Origin of the sequence: Bacillus sp. HU-1818 (assembly GCF_022695965.1) — a bacterium.
GTDB classification, from domain to species: domain Bacteria; phylum Bacillota; class Bacilli; order Bacillales; family Bacillaceae; genus Bacillus; species Bacillus atrophaeus.
Map to the genome: position 1 here is coordinate 739,192 of NZ_JAAPBE010000002.1, position 20,423 is coordinate 759,614.

A 20,423-nucleotide genomic window follows, 5' to 3' on the forward strand; every position below is an offset into this window, starting at 1 on the left:
AGGGGATGCATCAAGTGAATGTGCTAGAACAGCTGATGGCGTACTATTCACAAAATGGAAGCTACGTCATGTATGAATTTTACCGGCACTTTCTGATGTCGGCGTACGGCGTGTTGTTTGCGGCGATCGTCGGCATTCCAGTCGGAATTTTCATCGCCCGGTATCGGCGCGTCTCAGGCTGGGTGTTTGCCGTAACGAATGTGATTCAGACAGTTCCCGCGCTCGCCATGCTCGCCGTCTTGATGCTTGTGATGGGGCTTGGCGCCAATACGGTAATCTTGTCTTTATTCCTGTATTCGCTTTTGCCGATTATCCGAAACACGTACACAGGCATTGTCAGCATTGAGCACGCATACCTGGAATCAGGAAAAGCGATGGGCATGACGAAATTTCAGGTGCTCCGCATGGTGGAGCTTCCTCTGGCGCTTTCGGTCATCATGGCGGGCCTCCGCACGGCGCTTGTCATCGCCATCGGCATTACGGCGATCGGAACATTCGTCGGCGCGGGCGGTCTCGGCGATATGATCGTCAGGGGCTCAAACGCGACAAACGGAACCGCGATTATTCTGGCAGGCGCGATACCGACAGCCGTGATGGCGGTGGCTGCCGATCTGTTAATGGCATGGCTGGAACGCGCGCTCAGCCCTGTGAAAAAGAAAAAAAGGGTGCAGCCGAAAGGTGCGCAGCCGGCTGCATAAAAAAATGCCCCTCACGACATGAGGGGGATTTTTGATGTTAATTAAATTGTAAACCGATTCATCCGTTCATTCAGCTCCTCGGCCAGCTTTTCCAGCTCTTCTGCATTCGATAAGATGTGGTCCATCGAATGGCTGGATTGCTCTGTAACCGAGAATGTTTCTTCAATGCCGGCTGCTGATTCTTCGGACACGGAAGCGATATTTTCAATTGACTGATTGATCGTAATGGATTGGTCAGTTAGGTGCTTCAATCCGTCTGTTACTTCTTTTATACTGCCGGCCACAAGTGTAATGGATTGCTTGATATTATGCATGGCCTGGCCGGTTTCAGATAAATGCTGAGTTCCTTTTTCTACTTCGGTATAACTGCTCTCCAAGTATTGGATCGCACCATGGATATCCTTCTGGGTTCCGTTGACAATCCGGGTGATGTCCTGAACCGAGCCAGAAACGCCGTCTGCCAGCTTCCTCACTTCCTCGGCCACCACAGCGAAGCCCTTGCCGCTTTCTCCTGCGCGGGCGGCTTCAATCGCGGCGTTTAACGATAATAAGTTCGTCTGCTCCGCGATGCCGTTGATCACTTGAACAAGCTTGTTTATATCTTGGGAGTGCTGTTCAAGGGCCCTTACTTTATGAACGGCTTCTTGGACAATATGATGAATGGACTGCATTTGTTTTAATGATGTATCCATATTTTCATTTCCGCTGACCGCCAGTTCAAGAACATTTTGCGAGGTGCTGCTGATGGTCATTCCGTGATGATAAGCTTGATCAATGCTATCTGTGAATTCATTCATCGACTCGGCGATGGTAACGGCGTCCTGAGCCTGCTGCTCGGAGCCTTCCGCCATTTCATTCATCGTTTCCGTAATATGCTGGCTGCCTGATCTTGATTCATTTGTTGCCGCTGTTAAGACTTGTGAATATGTGAGAACACGATTTGAGATGTCTTTGGAGTATCCGACAATATCTCTTAGATTTCCCACCATTTTTTGAAGGGCTTCATTCAAATCCCCGATTTCATCTTTGGAGGTTAAGTCCTCAATATCATTCGAAAGATCTCCTCCGGCAATTTCATTTGCCGCCTGCCTCATGTGAATGATTGGTTTTGCGATTTTTCGATTAATATAGACCCAAAACAGGACGCTGATCACAATGGCGGCCGCCAGAAGCAGTGCCGTTAATATCAGCCCTTTATGATAAATGTCGTCAGTTTCCTTTACTGCAGAATTGCTGCCCTCTTTATTCAAATTGACCAGCTGGCTGATTGATTTTTTCATATCCTCAAAGCTGGCTTCAGTTTGAACCAGTAATCCTCTTGCTTTGTCTATATCATTTGTCCGCCCGCTCTCAATGATTTGCGAGTGGATGTCAGAATATGTTTTGACCTCGTTTGTCAGCTTTTCATAGACTTCCCGTTCTTTGGAGCTTGAGATGGTTTTTTCATACAGCTTAAGCTTATCATTGACCTCATTAAGCGTTGTTCCCATTGTCTTTTCAAGGGAGTCCATTTTCTCTTTATCCTTATAGATCAGAAAATCCTTCTCTTGGGCTGAAAGGTGTTCGGTCAGGTAGTTAACCGTCGTAATCTCTTTGATTCCATCTATCCATTTTGTATTGATTTCATCTGTTTTTTTGATGATATGCTGCATGTTTAAGGCTCCCAAACCGCCAACAAGCAGCATAATGACCATCAGGGATATAAAAACAAGACTAAATTTGCGAGAAATCGTTAATCGCATCTAGGTGATCTCCTTTAAAAGTAATTTGATTAATGTATATATCGGCTGACGCTCGCATTTTTCACAGGACATTATCAATAAAAGATGAAAAAAGAAAAACGGCATATCCTCTGAAGGCAGAAGATTGCCGTTTTTCGTAAATGATTATAAGGAGGGGTCAATCCATTCAGAAGACCATTTAGAAATTTCACTAAGAATGGGAGCTAACGCGTTTCCCTTTTCTGTTAAAGAATATTCTATACGAACAGGAGTTACCGGAATGACATCCCGTTTGACCACTCCTTCAAGCTCAAGTTCTTTCAGCCTTTCTGATAGAACTCTGCCGCTTAGATTTGGCAGTGCTGCTTCAATTTCACTAAACCGCTGCTGTCCATTTAATAGTTGAAAGACGATTAAGGCGACCCAGCGTTTACTCAAGATGTCGACGGCTTTCTCAAATCTAGGGCACATTTCTGATTGGTTCATACTTTTCACCTCGTCTAAAGCTATTATAACGCAAATAACGAGGGAACGTACGTATGGCGCTTGTTAAAATGAAGGGAATAAGCGGGAAAAACTGAATGATTAAGAAGAAGAGATGCGGTTTTTTGCTTCAGCGGCTAAAAAATCAAAGTATTTACTTAGGTTTTCAAGATCTTGTCTGGAAAAATACTGCCATTTTTTACAATCGAAAAGAGAAAGGTGCTCAGCTCTTTTGGCAACAGCCGTCTGGTATATGGAATAGATGGATTGATAGCTTTCCGACGCTTCGCGGATTTCATCCGGAAATGGAGTGATATGCCCAGCGGCTGCCATCAGGTTTTCGTATGGCATCTTTAGCGTACCCGCCAGTTTTCTGATTGTCGCAGGCTTAGGAATTCCCCGTTTGCCGTTTTCGATTCTCGAAATCGTCGCCGAGCTGACGCCGGAGTAAATAGCCAGCTGGTTGACTGTTAAATGGCGTGCCTTACGAAGCGCTCTTAATTGCTCTCCGAACGCGGTCACTATTCTCACCTCGCTTTTTTCTGTGTGGGATGGTTTGTGTTTACTCGTTATCAATGCGTTTTTTCGCTTCATCTGATAAAAAGGCGAAATAATTATCCAGCATCACCAAGTCCTCTTTAGATAAATAATTCCATTTCTCCTTTTTGAGAAGTGACAGGTCTTCTAATTGATAGCTCTGCGCTTTTTCAATCAGCTTGCAGCTTGTGCTGTACGTTTCCCGGGCTTCGCGGATTTCCTCGATATACCCCGCTTTTTTCATGAGATCTTCATAAGGGATCTTTAAGGCTTCGGCCAGCTTTTTAATGGTGGTGGGTTTCGGCACACCGCGTTTGCCATTTTCAATTCTGGATATACCTGCGGCACTGACACCGGAATAGATGGCCAATTGATTGACTGTTAACTTTCTCTCTTCGCGCAGCGTTCTTAATTGTTCTCCAAATTCCATTTCGTTCACCCCGTCCCTCACTGTTACTCATATTTTAGTATGTTTGTTGACTAAAGGGAATAGCTGGACTGGAAATGTATTGACAAAAGTTAACAAAAGCCGTATGTTAAATATATAGAAAAAAGTTACTGAAGAACGGTAGGTGAGGAAAGTGGTAGAAAAGATACAGATTAGAAGAGATTATGTGCTGCAATATATGGTCAATAAAGACCTTTCGCTAAACCAGCTTGCTCTGGAGATCGGAATTTCCCCCGCCACACTAAGCCGCGTACTGAATGGAGAAAGACGGCCGGGACAGCTGGTCATCGGAAAAATGCTGTATTATTTTGATATGCGGTTTGAAGACCTATTTTACTATGATTTTGTTGACAAAAGTCAACGGTAGATGAATACAGGAATGCCGGCTGTTATTTTTTTATGATGGGGATCGTGCGTGCGTTTTTTCCAGCTGGGGGCAAGAAGCATACGTATGAATACAGCGTGACATGCCCAAGCTTTTCATGTAAAATAGAACATAATGTAGGCCAGTCAGTCTGGAGGTGTATGGAATGCACGCAGTTTTGATTACCTTGTTGGTTATCGTCAGTATTGCACTTATTATTGTCGTATTGCTTCAATCCAGTAAAAGCGCCGGTTTGTCAGGTGCTATTTCAGGCGGAGCGGAGCAGCTGTTCGGAAAACAAAAAGCAAGAGGGCTTGATTTAATACTACACCGCATAACCGTTGTGCTGTCAGCCTTGTTTTTCGTTTTAACGATTTCGCTAGCTTATATATTATAGGGCAATTCTTGTATAAGGTCTGATGTGAAGTCAGGCCTTTTTTCTCGTTTCGGGCAATTCGTTCCGGGCGTTTGTTTCTTATGATATTGTGGAAAACTAAAATGATCGTGCAGAAGAAAAGGAGTTATGAGCATGAAAGTTGTGACACCAAAACCATTTACATTTAAAGGCGGAAACAAAGCGGTGCTTTTGCTGCATGGCTTTACAGGGAATACGGCGGATGTCAGAATGCTTGGCCGTTATCTCAATGAAAGGGGCTATACATGCCATGCCCCTCAATATGACGGACACGGCGTTCCTCCCGAAGAACTGGTCCATACAGGGCCTGAAAACTGGTGGAAGAATGTCATGGACGGATATGAATATTTGAAATCAGAAGGATATGACAGCATTGCCGCTTGCGGGCTGTCGCTTGGAGGGGTTTTTTCGCTGAAATTGGGTTACACTGTACCCATAAAGGGAATTGTTCCTATGTGCGCCCCGATGCATATTAAGAGTGAGGAAGTCATGTATCAAGGAGTCCTTTCGTACGCGCGCAATTATAAAAAATTTGAAGGAAAAAAACCGGACCAAATTGAGCTGGAAATGAAAGAATTCGAAAAAACGCCAATGAATACGCTGCAAGCGCTGCAAGAACTGATTGCCGATGTGCGTAAAAATGTCGATATGATTTATTCTCCTACCTTTGTTGTTCAGGCACGGCATGACCATATGATTAATACTGAAAGTGCCAATATCATTTACAACGAGGTTGAAACAGACGATAAGCAGCTGAAATGGTACGAAAATTCCGGCCATGTGATTACTCTGGATAAAGAACGGGATATCGTGCATCAAGACGTGTATGAATTTTTAGAAAAGCTGAATTGGTAACAAACAGGAGGTTGGATAATGGAAAAAGAAGCATTTATGGATAAACTTCTCTCCTTCATGAAGGAAGAGGCATATAAGCCGCTTACCGTTCAAGAATTGGAAGAGATGATGAATATTACAGATGCCGATGAGTATAAAGAGCTGGTAAAAGCTTTGGTTGCGCTTGAGGAAAAAGGGCTTGTCGTAAGGACAAGAAGCGACCGCTACGGTCTTCCGGAAAAAATGAATTTAATAAAAGGAAAACTTTCAGCGCATGCGAAAGGATTCGGCTTTTTGCTGCCGGAGGATACGTCTTTAAGTGATGTATTTATACCGCCGACTGAACTGAACACAGCGATGAACGGCGATATTGTCATGGTCCGTCTCAATTCGCAATCAAGCGGTTCAAGGCAAGAAGGAACCGTCATCCGTATTTTGGAGCGGAGCATTCAGCGGGTCGTCGGAACCTACACAGAAACAAAGAGCTTCGGCTTTGTCATTCCGGATGATAAAAAAATCACAAGTGACATTTTTATTCCCAAGCATGCCAATCATGGAGCGGTGGAAGGACATAAAGTGGTTGTCACACTGACGAGCTATCCTGAAGGGCGGATGAGCGCTGAAGGAGAAGTCACAGAAATTCTCGGCCACAAAAATGATCCGGGCATTGATATTCTGTCTATTATCCATAAGCACAGCCTGCCGGGCGAATTCCCGGGAGAAGCGATGGAGCAGGCAAACAATACGCCTGATACAATTGATGAAAAGGATCTGAAGGACCGCCGCGATCTGCGCGATCAAATGATTGTCACTATTGACGGCGCGGATGCGAAGGATTTAGATGACGCCGTGACAGTGACTAAGCTTGAGAACGGTAACTACAAGCTTGGTGTCCACATTGCCGACGTCAGCCATTATGTGACGGAGAACTCTCCGATAGATAAAGAGGCGCTGGAAAGAGGAACGAGCGTTTACTTAGTCGACCGGGTGATTCCGATGATTCCGCACAGATTGTCAAACGGCATCTGCTCATTAAATCCGAAGGTGGACCGCCTGACACTATCCTGTGAAATGACAATCAACCAGCAGGGGCAAGTCGTCGAGCACGAGATCTTCCAGAGTGTCATCAAAACGACAGAGAGAATGACATATTCAGATGTGAAGAAGATCCTTGTTGATGACGATGAAGAGCTGAAAACAAAGTATGAGCAGCTTGTTCCTATGTTTAAAGACATGGAGAAACTCGCCGAAATTCTTCGCGGCAAGCGAATGGAGCGCGGAGCTGTAGATTTTGATTTTAAAGAAGCCAAGGTGCTGGTTGGTGAAGACGGAGCCGCAAAAGACGTCGTGATCAGAGAGCGGTCGGTTGCTGAAAAACTGATCGAAGAATTTATGCTGGTTGCGAATGAAACGGTCGCCGAGCATTTTCATTGGATGAACGTTCCATTTATTTACCGGATCCACGAAGAGCCGAATGCTGAGAAACTGCAAAAGTTTTTGGAATTTGTCACTACATTCGGTTATGTTGTGAAAGGAACGGCGGGCAATATCCATCCGCGGGCGCTGCAAAGCATTCTTGACGCAGTTCGTGACAGACCTGAAGAAACCGTTGTATCAACTGTTATGCTTCGTTCGATGAAACAGGCGAAATATGATCCGGAAAGCCTTGGGCACTTCGGGCTGTCTACGGAATTCTACACTCATTTCACCTCGCCGATCCGCCGTTATCCGGATTTGATCGTGCATAGATTGATCAGAACGTATTTGATCAATGGAAAAGTCGATGAAGCAACGAGAGAAAAATGGGCTGAGCGCCTGCCGGAAATCGCCGACCATACGTCGACAATGGAACGCAGAGCTGTGGATGCAGAACGTGAAACAGATGATCTGAAAAAAGCGGAATTTATGCTTGATAAGATCGGTGAAGAATTTGACGGGATGATAAGCTCTGTAACTAATTTCGGAATGTTCGTCGAGCTACCGAATACAATTGAAGGGCTCATCCATGTCAGCTTTATGACGGACGATTACTATCGTTTTGATGAACAGCATTTTGCCATGATCGGCGAACGGACGGGTAATGTCTACCGCATCGGCGACGAGATTACAGTAAAGGTTGTCGATGTCAATAAAGAAGAGCGGAATATCGACTTTGAAATCGTTGGTATGAAGGGAACGCCGCGCCGCCCGAAAGATACGGATAAGCGGAAAAAACGCGGAAAACCGGCCAGAAAGCGCGTATTAAACACCAATACACCTGTATCTCCGCCCGCATCGGAGGAAAAAGGGGAATGGTTTACAAAGGCAAAGCCGAAAAAGAAAAAGAAAAAACGAGGCTTGCAAAACGCGCCTAAGCAAAAACGCAAAAAGAAGAAATAAAACGAAGAAGCAAATAGGGCCGGCGGCTCTGTTTGCTTTCTTTCGCAAACTGCATTTTCATTGTCGATAAGCGTCTCATTTGTTAGAATAGAGCGTATCGCATAATGGACAGTTTTTCCTTTAGAGAGAGGGGGTTCTAGGGGCATGCCAAAAGGATCTGGAAAGGTATTATCTCAGAACAAAAAAGCAAATCACGATTATTTTATAGAAGAAACATATGAAACCGGCATTGTTCTGCAAGGAACGGAAATTAAATCCATCCGCGCCGGCCGTGTCAACTTAAAGGATTCCTTCGCAAAAATCGAAGGGGGCGAAGTGTTTCTTCATAATATGCACATCAGCCCATACGAACAAGGAAACCGTTATAACCATGATCCTCTGCGGACAAGAAAGTTATTAATGCACCGAAAGGAAATTAATAAACTGATCGGTCTGACGAAGGAAAAGGGATATTCGCTTGTCCCGCTGAAGCTGTACTTGAAAAACGGCTTTGCCAAAGTGCTGCTTGGCCTTGGAAAAGGGAAGAAAAACTATGATAAGCGTGAAGACCTGAAGCGTAAGGACGCTAAGAGAGAAATTGAAAGAGCGTTCAGAGACAGCCAAAAAGGCTTCTAAAGCGCAAAGCTTGATCTGAAAATCGGCCTTGTGTTATACTGATTTCAATCATGATAGCAAGTTCTTTTTGGAATGATTTCCAATTGAATTAGGCTGAGATCATGATATAATATGAATGTAGCCAGTGAGCAAAAGCTTGATATTTTTCCCGTATTCCCTTACAAGGGGACGTTACGGATTCGACAGGGATGGATCGAGCTTGAGTCGCGAGCCGAGAGGCGATCTCGTTAACACGCACCTAAATATAACTGGCAAAACTAAAAGTTTTAACCAAAACTTAGCACTAGCTGCCTAATAAGCGCAGCGAGCTCTTCCTGACATTGCCTATGTGTCTGTGAAGAGCACATCCAAGTAGGCTACGCTTGCGTTCCCGTCTGAGAACGTAAGAAGAGACTGACAGACTAGCTCTCGGAAGGCCCGCCCGCAGGCACGAAGATGAGTGAAATCCTAATATGCAGGCTACGCTCGTAGACGCTTAAGTAATCGATGTTTCTGGACGTGGGTTCGACTCCCACCGTCTCCATACATAAGACCTAGACCGCAGTGTTATCAAGGCTTTCAAAGCTTTCGACGGCACTGCGGTAACGTTTTTGTAATAAAATTCTTCATTATGCATGTAGCTTACAATTTCCTTCTGTACTGATGGGGAGAGAGGCTGTATGTATTTCATGTTTCATCCACTTTTCTGTGTCCCAGTTTTTGAGATGAAGCGTGAATAAAAATTATCCAAATCCCCAATAAACATGATTTAACTGGCGCAATTTTTTGGCGTTTTTTTTATGCCTATATGATGTTTTCAAAATCTCCATTACCCCACATTATGCGAGTAATTCGCAATTTCTCGCGCCTTTGTGCAGAGATGATCTCTTTAAATTCCTCAAACCTTCAAAAAACAATCGTTTATTAATATCCATTTCCCACGCAACCCATACCAGGATGTTCTTAGTGTTGTGAAATCTCAGCGGAAAATTAAATACAGCTGGTAACGTGGTGTGAACCTTTTAATGAAATCATTTTGATATAGCATGACTTTTTTATGAGTGATGGATTCAAGCTTAGACCACCAAACTGTGATGAGATAATTAAAGAGGATGTTCTGGATAATAATGAACACTTTTTTCGATGTGCTATATACCAAGTGAAATCACTGTCAACTGCTTCTTTAAAAAGTTATATAAGAGAAATTTCTCTTCTTAAATAAAAATTTAAATTTTGCCTCAAATAGGCACATTGTGGGTGTTGGGGAAAACATAGTGTGCCAGGATAATCGTACCTCGCCGGAGACACATGAGGAGTTGTGAAAAATGGAGGGAATCCTCAGTAAGAGTACTATTCTATATATAGCTCAAGCCACAAGAAGAAAGCGCTGATTTTCAACTCTTCTTGCGGCGTTAAACATTTAAAGGTTATTGTACTGTGACATATACCTTACCAAGAACAGACCTATCTTGCTTTAATAAAGTAATTGTAGCCTTACCCTTACTTACACCTGTCACTACTCCGCCCTGTGTTACAGACGCTACACCGCTGGAATCAGATGAATAGTAATATGCTACTGGGTTAGAAATGTCTCGTTTCTCTCCGACCTTTAATGTTATCGAATAGTCTTGAACCTTGATTGGACTAGAGACAACAATAGGTTTAGCTTTCGGGACCGGAGATGTGTTCATTTCTTTTGCAGATGCTGCTCCGCTAACCGACAAAGCTAATGCGGAAATAGAAAGTGCCGAAATTACAGTTTTTTTGAAACTCATGTTAAAACACTCCTTAAAAATTTTTTGGTGTTGCATAGTATATATTAGATGTTTGTAATTATTTTCCTTGTAAATATTTGTTAATATTATGTGAATAAATTAAAAAGTGCTAATTGGCAGGCTTGAGCTTCATGAAAAAACGGTACTATTCTATCTATCATACTTATGGGGCTGCTTCACTATGCGATGGTGAAGTCTTAGGACACTAACCACTGCACAGTGGTTAGTGTCCGTTTTTTGAAGCAGAAGAAAAAAAGCCTGCTGAGGAGCAATAGGAATGCTCTAAACACTTTTGGAGAGAGCTCATGGGAAGTTGACAGAGAGTACAGATGGTTTAAATGGGAAATTAAATATTTCCTTCCATATCCAAATGTAATTGCGTCGGCGAATCCAGGGGCATCAGCCAAAAGGAGCTGTCAGCACGGGCGGATAAAGACCAGGAGACCTTGACGGAAATTTTGGATCTGTTAGAAAAGAAGAACTTCATTCGGCGAAAAGCAAATCCGCGGGATCGGCGCTCTTTTTCAGTGGTGCTCACTGAAGCGGGTGAAGAGCTAAAGCAGACTCTCACTGATAAAGTGGAGATTCTATTCGCAGGTTTGCTTGAGAATACGTCTGATGAGGATCTGGCTGTGTTTCTGGGCATACTAGATCGCATAAACGGGAACATAGCCAATAATACGACGAGTTAAGAAAAGGATTTTGTAAATGAATAAGTACTCAGAAAAGGATAATGAAACAAAACAAAGAGTCGCCCCTGCACAGCCGGTACCAAGCGGAATAAAAGATGTCTTCCGTATAAATGCGAATCCTCTGCCTTGGAAACGGGCGGTCGGGTCGGGCATTGCTTCAGGTTTTCCGATTTTCATCGGCGCTTTGTTCGGCCATGTTGATAATGGTCTTGCGGCAAGCATTGGCGGTTTTGCTTATTTATACACCGGGGGGGAACCGTATACAAAGCGTGCGGTGAAATTGCTGCTCGTCGCGATCGGTCTTGCGGTTTCCTTTGGATTGGGCACGCTGTTAGCAGGTACGTTTTGGAGTATGGCAATAGTACTGGGATTGATTGGCGCGGCGGCGGTTTTTACCTTCGGCGCATTTGGGATACAGGGGCCGGCTCCGCTGTTTTTTGTGCTTGCGTTTTTGGTGAGTTCCGGCTTGCCTGTCGATCCTTCAGAAGCGCCGTTAAGAGCGGGCCTCGCGTTTTTAGGGGGGCTTTTTGCGTGGATAATAGCAATGCTCGGCTGGCTGTTTGACAGACATGGACCGGAAACCGAGGTATTGCAAAAAACATATCGGCAGCTTGCAGCCTGCCTTTCAGCAGTGGGCACGCCGAATTTCCACTCCGCACAGCACCAGACGGTTCTGATGCTGAGAACAGCCCGCCTGACCGTGTTGGGAAGAGGAAACAAACGCAAATATTCCCGGCATACGGAGCGCTTGATTCGCCTGCTCCAAAAAGCGGAGGACATGTTTATGGCGATTATTCACTTTTCCGCAGAGGCGCCTAAAGCCGATACTGAAGAAATGGTTACCGCCATTCGCAATGTGGCGGATCTTCTGGGACATTCAAAGGTGTCTGCGGACATCAAGCTGCAGCCATCAAAACGTGAAACAGAAGCACATGAAAAGCTTTATGGAGAAATCAATGCGGTATTGCTTGCCGCCTCAGATCAGCTTAGTAATCCGTTAAGCGCAGAGACAAGCCGTGTGCAATCGGCGGGTTTCTTCCTCCGCAACGCTTTTGACTGGCACTCACCTGTATTGATCCGAGCATTAAAGTACGGAATCGTGCTTGCGGCAGCAGCGCTGTTTGCCAATGCGCTCGGTTTTCACCGCTCCTATTGGATTCCGCTTTCCTCAGCGGCAGTTATGCTTGGCACGACAGTCGTATTTACGATGCATAGGGCGATTCAGCGCTCAATAGGTACGGTACTTGGCATCATGTTAGCCAGCGTGATTTTGTTTTTGAAACCGGAGGGCATGTATATCGCCTTATGTGTTACCGTACTGCAATTTCTTTTGGAAATGTTCATCGTCCGCAACTACGTGTTGGCGGTGCCTTTTTTGACGGCAAACGCCTTGATCATTACTGAGAGCATGCATGCGGATATCGCTGTCTCATATTTTATAACGGCTCGGCTGACGGATGTCGTTTTAGGAAGTGTAATTGGATTTTTAGGAGCCATGCTTTTGTGGAGACGTTTTTCTTCAAATCGGCTGCAGGAATTGTTAAGTGATGTCATTCAGCAAGAGGGCCGGTATTTGCAAAAGCTCCTTTCTTTTGAAGAGGCAGGACAGGAAGCGGAACTTCATAAACTGAGAGTGAGTTTGGTGAAGCTGAGGGATTTGTTTGATACATCTCTTGGAGAATATCCGAAAACAAATATAGATAATCTGTGGCCGGCGGTTGCGGGAGCGCAGCATTTAGGGTATTTCTTAATCTCGGCGTCAAACCATCGCCGGCACAAACCCGTTTCAAAAGAAGAACTTAATCGCCTGAAAGAGCTGTTTGACAGCATGGCGCAAGCTGCTCTGAAAAGAGAGCAGCCGATAGATACAGAGGTGCCGCGCGTCGAGAGCTATCCGCGAATCAGTGAGGAATTATCGGCGATGTATCATGGATTAAGAACCGCTTATGAGCATTAAGCTCAAGGCGGTTCAAAAAAATATACTAATTTCGAGGTATTATTCTTGCAAAAGCCTTTCGGTGTAACTATAATAATTACAAGATAAAGAAGTATAAAAATACATACATATTTCATACTAATCTTGTGTGTAATTTGAAAACGAAAGGGCTGTTAAAACATGGCAAAAGTACTTTATATCACCGCTCATCCGCATGATGAAGCAACATCATACAGCATGGCAACAGGTAAAGCATTTATCGATTCTTATAAAGAAGCGAATCCGAATGATGAGGTTGTACATATTGACCTGTACAAAGAAAACATTCCTCATATTGATGCTGACGTATTCAGCGGATGGGGCAAGCTTCAATCAGGTTCAGGCTTTGAAGAGCTTCCGGAGAACGAAAAAGCGAAAGTCGGACGTCTTGCAGAGCTTAGCGATCAATTTGCCGCAGCTGATAAATACGTGTTTGTAACACCGTTATGGAACTTCTCATTCCCGCCGGTTATGAAAGCGTACCTTGATTCAGTCGCAGTAGCAGGCAAATCATTTAGATACACAGAACAAGGTCCGGTCGGTTTATTAACTGATAAAAAAGCGCTCCACATTCAAGCGCGCGGAGGCTATTATTCAGAAGGCCCTGCGGCTGACATGGAAATGGGTCATCGCTACATCGGCATCATGATGAACTTCTTCGGCGTTCCTTCTTTTGACGGCTTGATTGTCGAAGGCCATAATGCTGAGCCTGATAAAGCGCAGCAAATCAAAGAAGATGCAATCGCCCGCGCGAAAGAAGCAGGTAAAACATTCTAATATACAGAAAATCCTCCTCACGCCATGTGAGGAGGATTTATTTTATAATTTAATTGTAATGGTGCGCTTCTCTTCACTGCTCTTTATCGCCGCATCAATGATACGAATCACATTAATGCCTTCTTCCGCAGTAACCGGAAGCGCATTGCCTTCCCGTATGCTATCCGCTATTTTTTCATAGTAGTTAAGATAAGAGCCATTAACTGACGGGATCGTTTCTGTTTTCCGGTCATCTCCGTGAACGGTTGTTAATTCTCCATAAAACGCCGGGTCATCCGCTCCCCAGTTGTCATCAACCGGTTTTTCGCCTGCTCTGAGCGCGTCCTCCTGCCCGTCAATACCGTATTTAATAAAGCTTGAGCGCTGGCCGTGGATTTGATAGCGCGGACCGTTTGCCGCAGCGATCGAACCTGCATGAAGAATAACTTGAAGCTTGCCGTAATGCAATGTCATATGAAAATAATCAACTGTTTCGGCGTTTTCCCTTTGTGCCGTTACGTTTGCAGTTACAGCCTGCGGCATGCCGAATAAGTGGAGTGCCTGGTCGATAATATGAGAGCCAAGGTCATATAGGGTGCCTGTGCCGGCTCCTTGCTTTTCTCGCCATCTTTCTTGAACTTTGGGTTTATAACGATCATACGAAACCTGATATGTATTAATGTCTTCAAGCTTACCCTCGTGAATCAGCTTTTGAATCGTCAGAAAGTCATTATCCCAGCGTCTGTTGTGATAGACGCTCAGCAATACGCCTTGTTCCTCTGCGATCTGTTTCAGCTCTTCTCCTTCTTCCGCTGTTGCCGTCATTGGTTTCTCAATCACAACATGCTTTCCTGCGCGAAGACATGCCTTTGCGTGTTCGTAGTGAAGTCCGCTCGGAGTAGTGACGATGACAAGCTCAATGGCAGGATCACCCGTAATGTCTCCAATATCATGGACCACCTCGGCTTCTGGCAAATCCCGTTTCACTTCTTCTGTCCGCGATGTCATAACTTTACTGATATGAAACTGATCGAGAACAGTAAGAAGCGGTGCGTGAAACACTGAGCCTGAAAGCCCGTACCCCAATATTCCAACCTGAATTGTATTCACTTTTTTTCCTCCCCTATAAAGCGTTTGAATAATGATATATACCCTTTTTGCCATTTGGTAAAACCTAGCACCGGAGTTTTTTTCAATTTCACAAGTTTAGACATAGGGTTTAACAGCAAGTATAATGGGAACTAATCAAAAAAATCAGAGGTGTACGCATGGAAAAACATACTGACCATAAAACATTAAATCATAAAAGTTCAAACGATAAAGAACAAATCACAAACCGCTTAAAACGGATTGAAGGACAAGTAAGAGGCATTCAAAACATGATCGAAAATGATCGTTACTGTGTGGACATTCTGGTTCAAATTTCAGCCGTTCAGGCGGCAATGCAAAAGGTTGCCCTTCATTTGCTTGAAGATCATACGCATCATTGCGTGTCAGATGCAATCAAAAGCGGTGACGGAGAGCAAGCCATTACTGAGCTTCTTGATGTGTTTAAAAAATTCGCAAAAGCTTAATGAGCGTGCCTATTGATATACCCTACAGGGGTATGGTAGACTGAAATCAGAATAAGAAAACAGGGAGGAAACTAATCATGGAACAAACAACAATAAAGGTAGAAGGAATGTCCTGTCAGCACTGCGTCAAAGCAGTTGAAAGCAGCGTGGGGGAGCTGAACGGCGTAAGCGCGGTTCATGTCAATCTTGAAGCAGGGGAAGTCGATGTGTCCTTTCATGCCGATCAAGTTTCATTGAAAGAGATCACCGATGCCATTGAAGACCAAGGCTATGACGTAGCCGGCTGATCCGCCTATCGCGCTTTTTATTATGGCGCGATTTTCTTTCATTTTCATATACCCCCAGGGTGTATCTGAGGAGTGAGTATGTTGAGTGAACAAAAAGAGATTGCGCTCCAAGTATCAGGCATGACCTGTGCAGCGTGTGCTTCAAGAATTGAAAAAGGGCTGAAACGGATGGATGGAGTTGCGGACGCTCATGTCAACCTGGCACTCGAAACATCAAACGTCACGTATAACCCATCTGAGACAGGAGCGGCCGCCATTAAAGAAAAAATTGAAAAGCTCGGCTACGGAGTAGTGACGGAAAAAGCAGAGTTTCAAATAACCGGCATGACATGCGCTGCATGTGCGAACCGAATTGAAAAACGGCTGAACAAAACAGAAGGAGTCAATAGCGCCCCGGTGAACTTTGCATTAGAAACAGTGGCTGTAGAATATAATCCCAAGGAGGTTACCATCAATGATTTGAAAGAAGCCGTCGCAAAGCTCGGTTATCAGCTTGAGCAAAAAGGGGAAGCAGACGGCGAAACCGAAAGTCCGCTAAAAAAGGAACAGCGGAAGCAGACGGCAAGGCTCATCTTTTCAGCGATCTTATCGTTTCCTTTACTATGGGCGATGGTAAGCCATTTTTCGTTCACATCATTTATTTGGGTGCCGGATATTTTCATGAATCCATGGATGCAATTTGCCCTTGCGACTCCTGTACAGTTCGTCATCGGCTGGCAGTTTTATACGGGAGCGTACAAAGCGCTTAGAAACAAAAGCGCCAATATGGATGTCTTAGTTGCGCTTGGCACCACAGCCGCTTATGTATACAGCCTTTATCTAACCATTCAAAGCCTGGGCGCTCACGGGCATACCGACGGTCTCTATTATGAAACAAGCGCCATATTGCTGACGCTCATTTTATTAGGCAAGCGGTTTGAAGCGAAAGCGAAGGGCCGATCATCTGATGCAATTAAGAAACTCATGAAACTTCAAGCAAAGACAGCGACTGTTGTCAGAGAGGGGCAGGATCTAGTCATCCCGATTGAAGAGGTCATGACGGGAGACTTGGTCTATGTGAAGCCCGGCGAAAGAATTCCTGTTGACGGAGAGGTAACCGAAGGCCGCTCAGCAGTGGACGAATCAATGATTACAGGCGAGAGTATTCCTGTCGATAAGTCTCCGGGAGACAGTGTGACAGGTGCGACGATGAATGCTAACGGTTTTTTGAAAATCAAGGCTGTCAATGTAGGTAAAGACACCGCTCTCTCGCAAATTATCAGGGTCGTCGAAGAGGCGCAAGGTTCAAAAGCGCCGATTCAGCGACTCGCAGACCAAATTTCCGGTATCTTTGTGCCGATTGTGTTAGGCATTGCGCTTATCACGTTCCTTATATGGTATTTCTGGGCGTCTCCCGGCGATGTTGGTGAAGCGATCAGCAAGCTCATCGCTGTTCTTGTGATCGCCTGTCCTTGCGCTCTTGGCTTGGCCACTCCGACAAGTATTATGGCAGGCTCAGGACGTTCAGCCGAATTCGGCATCCTTTTTAAAGGTGGAGAGCATCTTGAAAAAACACATCGCCTCGATACGATTGTCCTTGATAAAACAGGGACGGTCACAAACGGGAAGCCGGTGCTGACGGATGCTGTTGCAGCTGACGGCTTCGAAGAAACAGAGCTGCTGCGGCTGGCGGCGGCTGCCGAAACAGGCTCAGAGCATCCGCTTGGCGAAGCGATTGCTGCCGGGGTGAAAGAAAAAGGAATCGACATTCCGAAGCTGACCCGCTTTGAAGCGAAAATCGGTGCTGGCGTCTCGGCTGAAGCGGCAGGCAAAGCGATTCTTGTCGGCTCAAGGCGATTGATGGAAAGTGAAGGGGTTCAGCATGAGGCTCTTCTTTCACAAATGTCAGCTCTTGAAGGTGAAGGGAAGACCGTCATGCTCGTATCCGTTGACGGGGAACCGGCCGGGCTGATTGCAGTAGCCGATACCATTAAAGAGACGTCGCGGGAAGCTGTGAAACGCTTGATGTCTATGGGACTTGAGGTCATTATGATGACGGGAGACAATCTCAAAACGGCAGAAGCCATTGCGAAAGAAGCGGGCATCACCCGTGTGATTGCCGAGGTGCGCCCAGAACAAAAGGCGGAAGAAATCTCCAGATTACAGCAAACGGGAAGTCGGGTGGCGATGGTCGGAGACGGCATAAACGACGCGCCCGCTCTTGCAACGGCTGATATCGGCATGGCAATCGGAACCGGCACAGATATCGCGATGGAAACAGCGGACATTACATTGATCCGCGGTGATCTAAACAGCATTGCAGATGCCATTAGAATGAGCCGCCTGACGATGAAAAACATTAAACAAAATTTATTTTGGGCGCTCGGTTATAATACACTCGGCATTCCGATCGCAGCCTTCGGTTTTTTAGCACCGTGGGTAGCGGGAGCAGCGATGGCGTTTAGCTCAGTGTCAGTTGTTTTAAATGCCTTACGTTTGCAGAGGGCAAAATGATTGTTTCCAAAAGCCGTTTTCTCAGCAGTTGAGAAAACGGCTTTTTTAACTTCAGGTAAAGACGGAGGAAAATCTCCGCTTTTTTTGATATAAGTAAAAAAATTGGACAGTTATTCGTTGACAATTTTTCCGAAACCGCCATATAATATAAGTAATCAATATATGAGTATGTGCTCATATATATAAATTTGTTAAACAATGCTCATTCATAAGTGTAAAGCGGGAACCCTAAGTCGGAAGGTAAGGTGAGACAGATGGAAAAAGGCAAACAGGAATTTATGCTGAACGGTTTGGATTGCAGCAACTGTGCGAAAAAAATTGAAAATGGCGTCAGGGGCATTGACGGAATTGACTCGTGCGCAGTCAATTTTGCGGCAAGCACGTTAACTGTCTCATCTAGCGAAAAAAATGAACAATGGCTGCTGAATGAGGTGGCGAAAAAGGTAAAATCAATTGAATCCCATGTGACGGTCCGACCGAAACATGAGAAAAAACCAGCAGATGACGGCTATAAAAAACGATTGCAGTACATGCTGTTAAGACTTGCGGCAGGAGCGGTTCTGGGAGCGATTGCGCTTTTGGCCCATCCCGGCGCGGCAATGGAATTTTTACTATACCTCGCGGCTTACCTCATCATCGGCGGCGACATTGTCGCAAGGGCAATCAAAAATATTTTCCGGGGACAAGTGTTTGATGAGCATTTTCTGATGGCTCTGGCCACAATCGGCGCCTTTATCATTCATCAATACCCTGAAGGCGTTGCGGTTATGCTGTTTTATCAAATCGGCGAACTGTTTCAGGGAGCAGCCGTCAGCCGGTCTAGAAAATCGATTAGTGAATTAATGGACATCAGGCCGGATTATGCGAATCTCAAAACCGGCGAGGGCATTCGTCTTGTCTCGCCCGAGGAAGTAAAGATCGGAGACATTATCATTGTGAATCCGGGAGAAAATATTCCGCTGGACGGGCGTGTTGCAGCCGGAGCGTCAATGGTTGACACATCAGCATTGACAGGTGAATCCGTTCCGAAAAAAGCGGAAAAAGGAAAAGACGTGATGGCGGGCTTTATCAATCAAAACGGCGTGCTTCACATAGAAGTTACAAAAGGTTATGAGGATTCCGCCGTTTCGAAAATATTGGATTTAGTCCAAAACGCAAGCAGCCGGAAAGCGCAGACAGAAAACTTTATTACGAAGTTTGCCAAGTATTATACGCCGGCGGTTGTCATCATTGCCATGCTTCTGGCATTTTTGCCGCCGCTTCTTATCTCCGGCGCCGTGCTGTCTGACTGGGTGTACCGCGCGCTTATATTCTTAGTCATTTCTTGTCCGTGCGCCTTGGTCGTCTCTATTCCGCTCGGTTTTTTCGGCGGTATCGGAGCAGCGTCTAAAGCGGGCGTACTCGTGAAGGGAAGCAATTATTTAGAAGCACTGAACCAGGTGAAGTACGCAGTCTTTGATAAAACGGGAACATTAACAAAAGGAAGCTTTGAAGTGACTGAATTGAATCCGGCAGGGGAATTTACAAAAGAAGAGCTGCTCGAGGCTGCTGCTTTAGCTGAGATGCACTCACAGCATCCGATTGCCGAATCAATCAGAAAAGCTTATGGGAAAACGCTATCTGCTGAAACGATTAAGTCCTACGAGGAAATTCCCGGACACGGCATTAAAGCAACGGTAAACGGAAAAGCCATATTGGCGGGTAATATGAAGCTGATGGATAAGGAGCAAATTGATCACGGTCAAACCGGGATAACGGGAACCGTCGTTCACATCGCGATTGATCATCGGTATGCCGGCTCAATTGTGATTGCCGATGAAATCAAAGAAGACGCCAAACAGGCCGTCACTGCATTAAAAGCACTCGGGGTCAAACGCACCATCATGCTGACTGGTGATACGAAACAGACTGGAGAAGCTGTCGGAAAGTCAGTTGGGATTGACGACATATATGCAGATCTGCTGCCGCAGGGTAAAGTGGAGCAGATAGAGGCACTGGAAGCCAAGCTCCTGCCCAATGAAAAACTGATTTTTGTAGGTGACGGCATCAATGACACGCCTGTACTAGCACGGGCGGATATCGGAGCTGCAATGGGCGGACTTGGATCAGATGCCGCAGTAGAAGCCGCGGATATCGTCCTTATGACAGATCAGCCTTCCAAAATAGCAGAAGCAATTCGTGTTGCGAGACGGACACGGCGCATTGTATGGCAAAATATCGGCTTCGCATTAGGCGTTAAAGCGATATTCCTTTTGCTCGGAGCGCTTGGTTTTGCGACAATGTGGGAGGCTGTTTTTTCAGATGTCGGTGTTACGCTGCTTGCGGTGGGGAACGCTATGCGGATTATGAGACTGAAAAATGAGTAATTGTCGGAGAGTATTCATTTTTTCAGGCTTTT

The 20,423-nt window shown here is 45.3% G+C and carries 19 protein-coding genes and 1 other RNA gene; 14 read left to right on the plus strand and 6 right to left on the minus strand.

Features of this window, described 5'->3' with window-relative positions:
- Positions 1-14 precede the first annotated feature (14 nt).
- Positions 15-698 carry an ABC transporter permease gene (locus GXP75_RS09045; protein ID WP_003326901.1) on the plus strand — a complete coding sequence of 228 codons (684 nt, stop codon included), beginning with the start codon at positions 15-17 and terminating at the stop codon, positions 696-698.
- A 41-nt stretch (positions 699-739) separates the two neighbouring features.
- On the opposite strand, the gene GXP75_RS09050 is transcribed toward GXP75_RS09045, so the two are convergent.
- From GXP75_RS09050 to rghR, 4 genes are all read right to left on the minus strand, one after another.
- Complete coding sequence (locus GXP75_RS09050; RefSeq protein ID WP_242556638.1) at positions 740-2,440, minus strand: methyl-accepting chemotaxis protein; 1,701 nt, start codon at positions 2,438-2,440, stop codon at positions 740-742.
- Between the two features lie 144 nt (positions 2,441-2,584).
- Positions 2,585-2,905: a catDE operon transcriptional regulator CatR gene (catR, locus tag GXP75_RS09055; protein WP_003326903.1), complete on the minus strand. Its 321-nt coding sequence runs from the start codon at positions 2,903-2,905 to the stop codon at positions 2,585-2,587.
- A 99-nt stretch (positions 2,906-3,004) separates the two neighbouring features.
- Positions 3,005-3,424, minus strand: coding sequence for a helix-turn-helix domain-containing protein (locus GXP75_RS09060; RefSeq protein ID WP_242556759.1), 420 nt, complete (start codon positions 3,422-3,424; stop codon positions 3,005-3,007).
- Positions 3,425-3,464: 40 nt separating this feature from the next.
- Entirely contained in the window at positions 3,465-3,869 is a 405-nt protein-coding gene (gene rghR, locus GXP75_RS09065; RefSeq protein WP_242556639.1) for a transcriptional repressor RghR, read from the minus strand.
- Between the two features lie 196 nt (positions 3,870-4,065).
- Between rghR and GXP75_RS09070 the strand changes: the two genes are divergently transcribed.
- The 6 genes from GXP75_RS09070 to ssrA all read left to right on the plus strand — a co-directional run bounded on the left by GXP75_RS09070 (position 4,066) and on the right by ssrA (position 9,020).
- Positions 4,066-4,254, plus strand: a complete 189-nt coding sequence (locus GXP75_RS09070) for a helix-turn-helix transcriptional regulator (RefSeq protein ID WP_087941799.1) — start codon at positions 4,066-4,068, stop codon at positions 4,252-4,254.
- Between the two features lie 163 nt (positions 4,255-4,417).
- Positions 4,418-4,648, plus strand: a complete 231-nt coding sequence (secG, locus tag GXP75_RS09075; RefSeq protein ID WP_003326907.1) for a preprotein translocase subunit SecG — start codon at positions 4,418-4,420, stop codon at positions 4,646-4,648.
- Between the two features lie 132 nt (positions 4,649-4,780).
- Positions 4,781-5,521: an alpha/beta hydrolase gene (locus GXP75_RS09080; protein ID WP_242556640.1), complete on the plus strand. Its 741-nt coding sequence runs from the start codon at positions 4,781-4,783 to the stop codon at positions 5,519-5,521.
- Between the two features lie 18 nt (positions 5,522-5,539).
- Positions 5,540-7,879, plus strand: a complete 2,340-nt coding sequence (gene rnr, locus GXP75_RS09085; protein ID WP_242556641.1) for a ribonuclease R — start codon at positions 5,540-5,542, stop codon at positions 7,877-7,879.
- Between the two features lie 144 nt (positions 7,880-8,023).
- Positions 8,024-8,494 carry an SsrA-binding protein gene (gene smpB / locus GXP75_RS09090; RefSeq protein ID WP_003326910.1) on the plus strand — a complete coding sequence of 157 codons (471 nt, stop codon included), beginning with the start codon at positions 8,024-8,026 and terminating at the stop codon, positions 8,492-8,494.
- Positions 8,495-8,658: 164 nt separating this feature from the next.
- Positions 8,659-9,020, plus strand: a transfer-messenger RNA (tmRNA) gene (ssrA, locus tag GXP75_RS09095).
- Positions 9,021-9,900: 880 nt separating this feature from the next.
- On the opposite strand, the gene GXP75_RS09100 is transcribed toward ssrA, so the two are convergent.
- Positions 9,901-10,248 (minus strand): Ig-like domain-containing protein, encoded by a 348-nt coding sequence (locus GXP75_RS09100; protein WP_214916562.1) that lies wholly within the window; start codon positions 10,246-10,248, stop codon positions 9,901-9,903.
- Positions 10,249-10,610: 362 nt separating this feature from the next.
- On the opposite strand from GXP75_RS09100, the gene GXP75_RS09105 reads away from it, so the two are divergent.
- From GXP75_RS09105 to azoRB, 3 genes are all read left to right on the plus strand, one after another.
- Positions 10,611-10,940, plus strand: coding sequence for a MarR family winged helix-turn-helix transcriptional regulator (locus tag GXP75_RS09105; protein ID WP_313897119.1), 330 nt, complete (start codon positions 10,611-10,613; stop codon positions 10,938-10,940).
- Between the two features lie 16 nt (positions 10,941-10,956).
- A complete protein-coding gene (locus GXP75_RS09110) occupies positions 10,957-12,897 on the plus strand; it encodes an FUSC family protein (protein WP_242556642.1) in 1,941 nt (646 codons plus the stop codon).
- Between the two features lie 159 nt (positions 12,898-13,056).
- Positions 13,057-13,692: an FMN-dependent NADH-azoreductase AzoRB gene (gene azoRB / locus GXP75_RS09115; protein ID WP_061570692.1), complete on the plus strand. Its 636-nt coding sequence runs from the start codon at positions 13,057-13,059 to the stop codon at positions 13,690-13,692.
- A 42-nt stretch (positions 13,693-13,734) separates the two neighbouring features.
- Here the strand turns inward: azoRB and GXP75_RS09120 are convergent, their stop codons facing one another.
- Positions 13,735-14,835, minus strand: coding sequence for an oxidoreductase (locus GXP75_RS09120; RefSeq protein ID WP_277990703.1), 1,101 nt, complete (start codon positions 14,833-14,835; stop codon positions 13,735-13,737).
- 104 nt (positions 14,836-14,939) lie between these two features.
- Between GXP75_RS09120 and csoR the strand changes: the two genes are divergently transcribed.
- The 4 genes from csoR (at position 14,940) to GXP75_RS09140 (ending at position 20,391) form a co-directional block, all read left to right on the plus strand.
- Positions 14,940-15,245 carry a copper-sensing transcriptional repressor CsoR gene (gene csoR, locus GXP75_RS09125; protein WP_003326920.1) on the plus strand — a complete coding sequence of 102 codons (306 nt, stop codon included), beginning with the start codon at positions 14,940-14,942 and terminating at the stop codon, positions 15,243-15,245.
- 77 nt (positions 15,246-15,322) lie between these two features.
- Entirely contained in the window at positions 15,323-15,532 is a 210-nt protein-coding gene (copZ, locus tag GXP75_RS09130; protein WP_010789932.1) for a copper chaperone CopZ, read from the plus strand.
- An 81-nt stretch (positions 15,533-15,613) separates the two neighbouring features.
- A complete protein-coding gene (gene copA, locus GXP75_RS09135; protein WP_242556643.1) occupies positions 15,614-18,025 on the plus strand; it encodes a copper-exporting P-type ATPase CopA in 2,412 nt (803 codons plus the stop codon).
- A gap of 254 nt (positions 18,026-18,279) precedes the next feature.
- A complete protein-coding gene (locus GXP75_RS09140; RefSeq protein WP_242556644.1) occupies positions 18,280-20,391 on the plus strand; it encodes a heavy metal translocating P-type ATPase in 2,112 nt (703 codons plus the stop codon).
- Positions 20,392-20,423: the final 32 nt, after the last annotated feature.

What these genes read in the sequence shown, in the direction of transcription:
- GXP75_RS09120 (WP_277990703.1), bottom strand. Translation starts at nt 14,835, where the DNA reads ATGGCAAAAAGGGTATATATCATTATTCAAACGCTTTATAGGGGAGGA.
- GXP75_RS09050 (WP_242556638.1), bottom strand. Translation starts at nt 2,440, where the DNA reads ATGCGATTAACGATTTCTCGCAAATTTAGTCTTGTTTTTATATCCCTG.
- csoR (WP_003326920.1), top strand. Translation starts at nt 14,940, where the DNA reads ATGGAAAAACATACTGACCATAAAACATTAAATCATAAAAGTTCAAAC.
- GXP75_RS09140 (WP_242556644.1), top strand. Translation starts at nt 18,280, where the DNA reads ATGGAAAAAGGCAAACAGGAATTTATGCTGAACGGTTTGGATTGCAGC.
- secG (WP_003326907.1), top strand. Translation starts at nt 4,418, where the DNA reads ATGCACGCAGTTTTGATTACCTTGTTGGTTATCGTCAGTATTGCACTT.
- azoRB (WP_061570692.1), top strand. Translation starts at nt 13,057, where the DNA reads ATGGCAAAAGTACTTTATATCACCGCTCATCCGCATGATGAAGCAACA.
- GXP75_RS09110 (WP_242556642.1), top strand. Translation starts at nt 10,957, where the DNA reads ATGAATAAGTACTCAGAAAAGGATAATGAAACAAAACAAAGAGTCGCC.
- rnr (WP_242556641.1), top strand. Translation starts at nt 5,540, where the DNA reads ATGGAAAAAGAAGCATTTATGGATAAACTTCTCTCCTTCATGAAGGAA.
- smpB (WP_003326910.1), top strand. Translation starts at nt 8,024, where the DNA reads ATGCCAAAAGGATCTGGAAAGGTATTATCTCAGAACAAAAAAGCAAAT.
- GXP75_RS09080 (WP_242556640.1), top strand. Translation starts at nt 4,781, where the DNA reads ATGAAAGTTGTGACACCAAAACCATTTACATTTAAAGGCGGAAACAAA.
- GXP75_RS09070 (WP_087941799.1), top strand. Translation starts at nt 4,066, where the DNA reads ATGGTCAATAAAGACCTTTCGCTAAACCAGCTTGCTCTGGAGATCGGA.
- rghR (WP_242556639.1), bottom strand. Translation starts at nt 3,869, where the DNA reads ATGGAATTTGGAGAACAATTAAGAACGCTGCGCGAAGAGAGAAAGTTA.
- catR (WP_003326903.1), bottom strand. Translation starts at nt 2,905, where the DNA reads ATGAACCAATCAGAAATGTGCCCTAGATTTGAGAAAGCCGTCGACATC.
- GXP75_RS09100 (WP_214916562.1), bottom strand. Translation starts at nt 10,248, where the DNA reads ATGAGTTTCAAAAAAACTGTAATTTCGGCACTTTCTATTTCCGCATTA.
- copZ (WP_010789932.1), top strand. Translation starts at nt 15,323, where the DNA reads ATGGAACAAACAACAATAAAGGTAGAAGGAATGTCCTGTCAGCACTGC.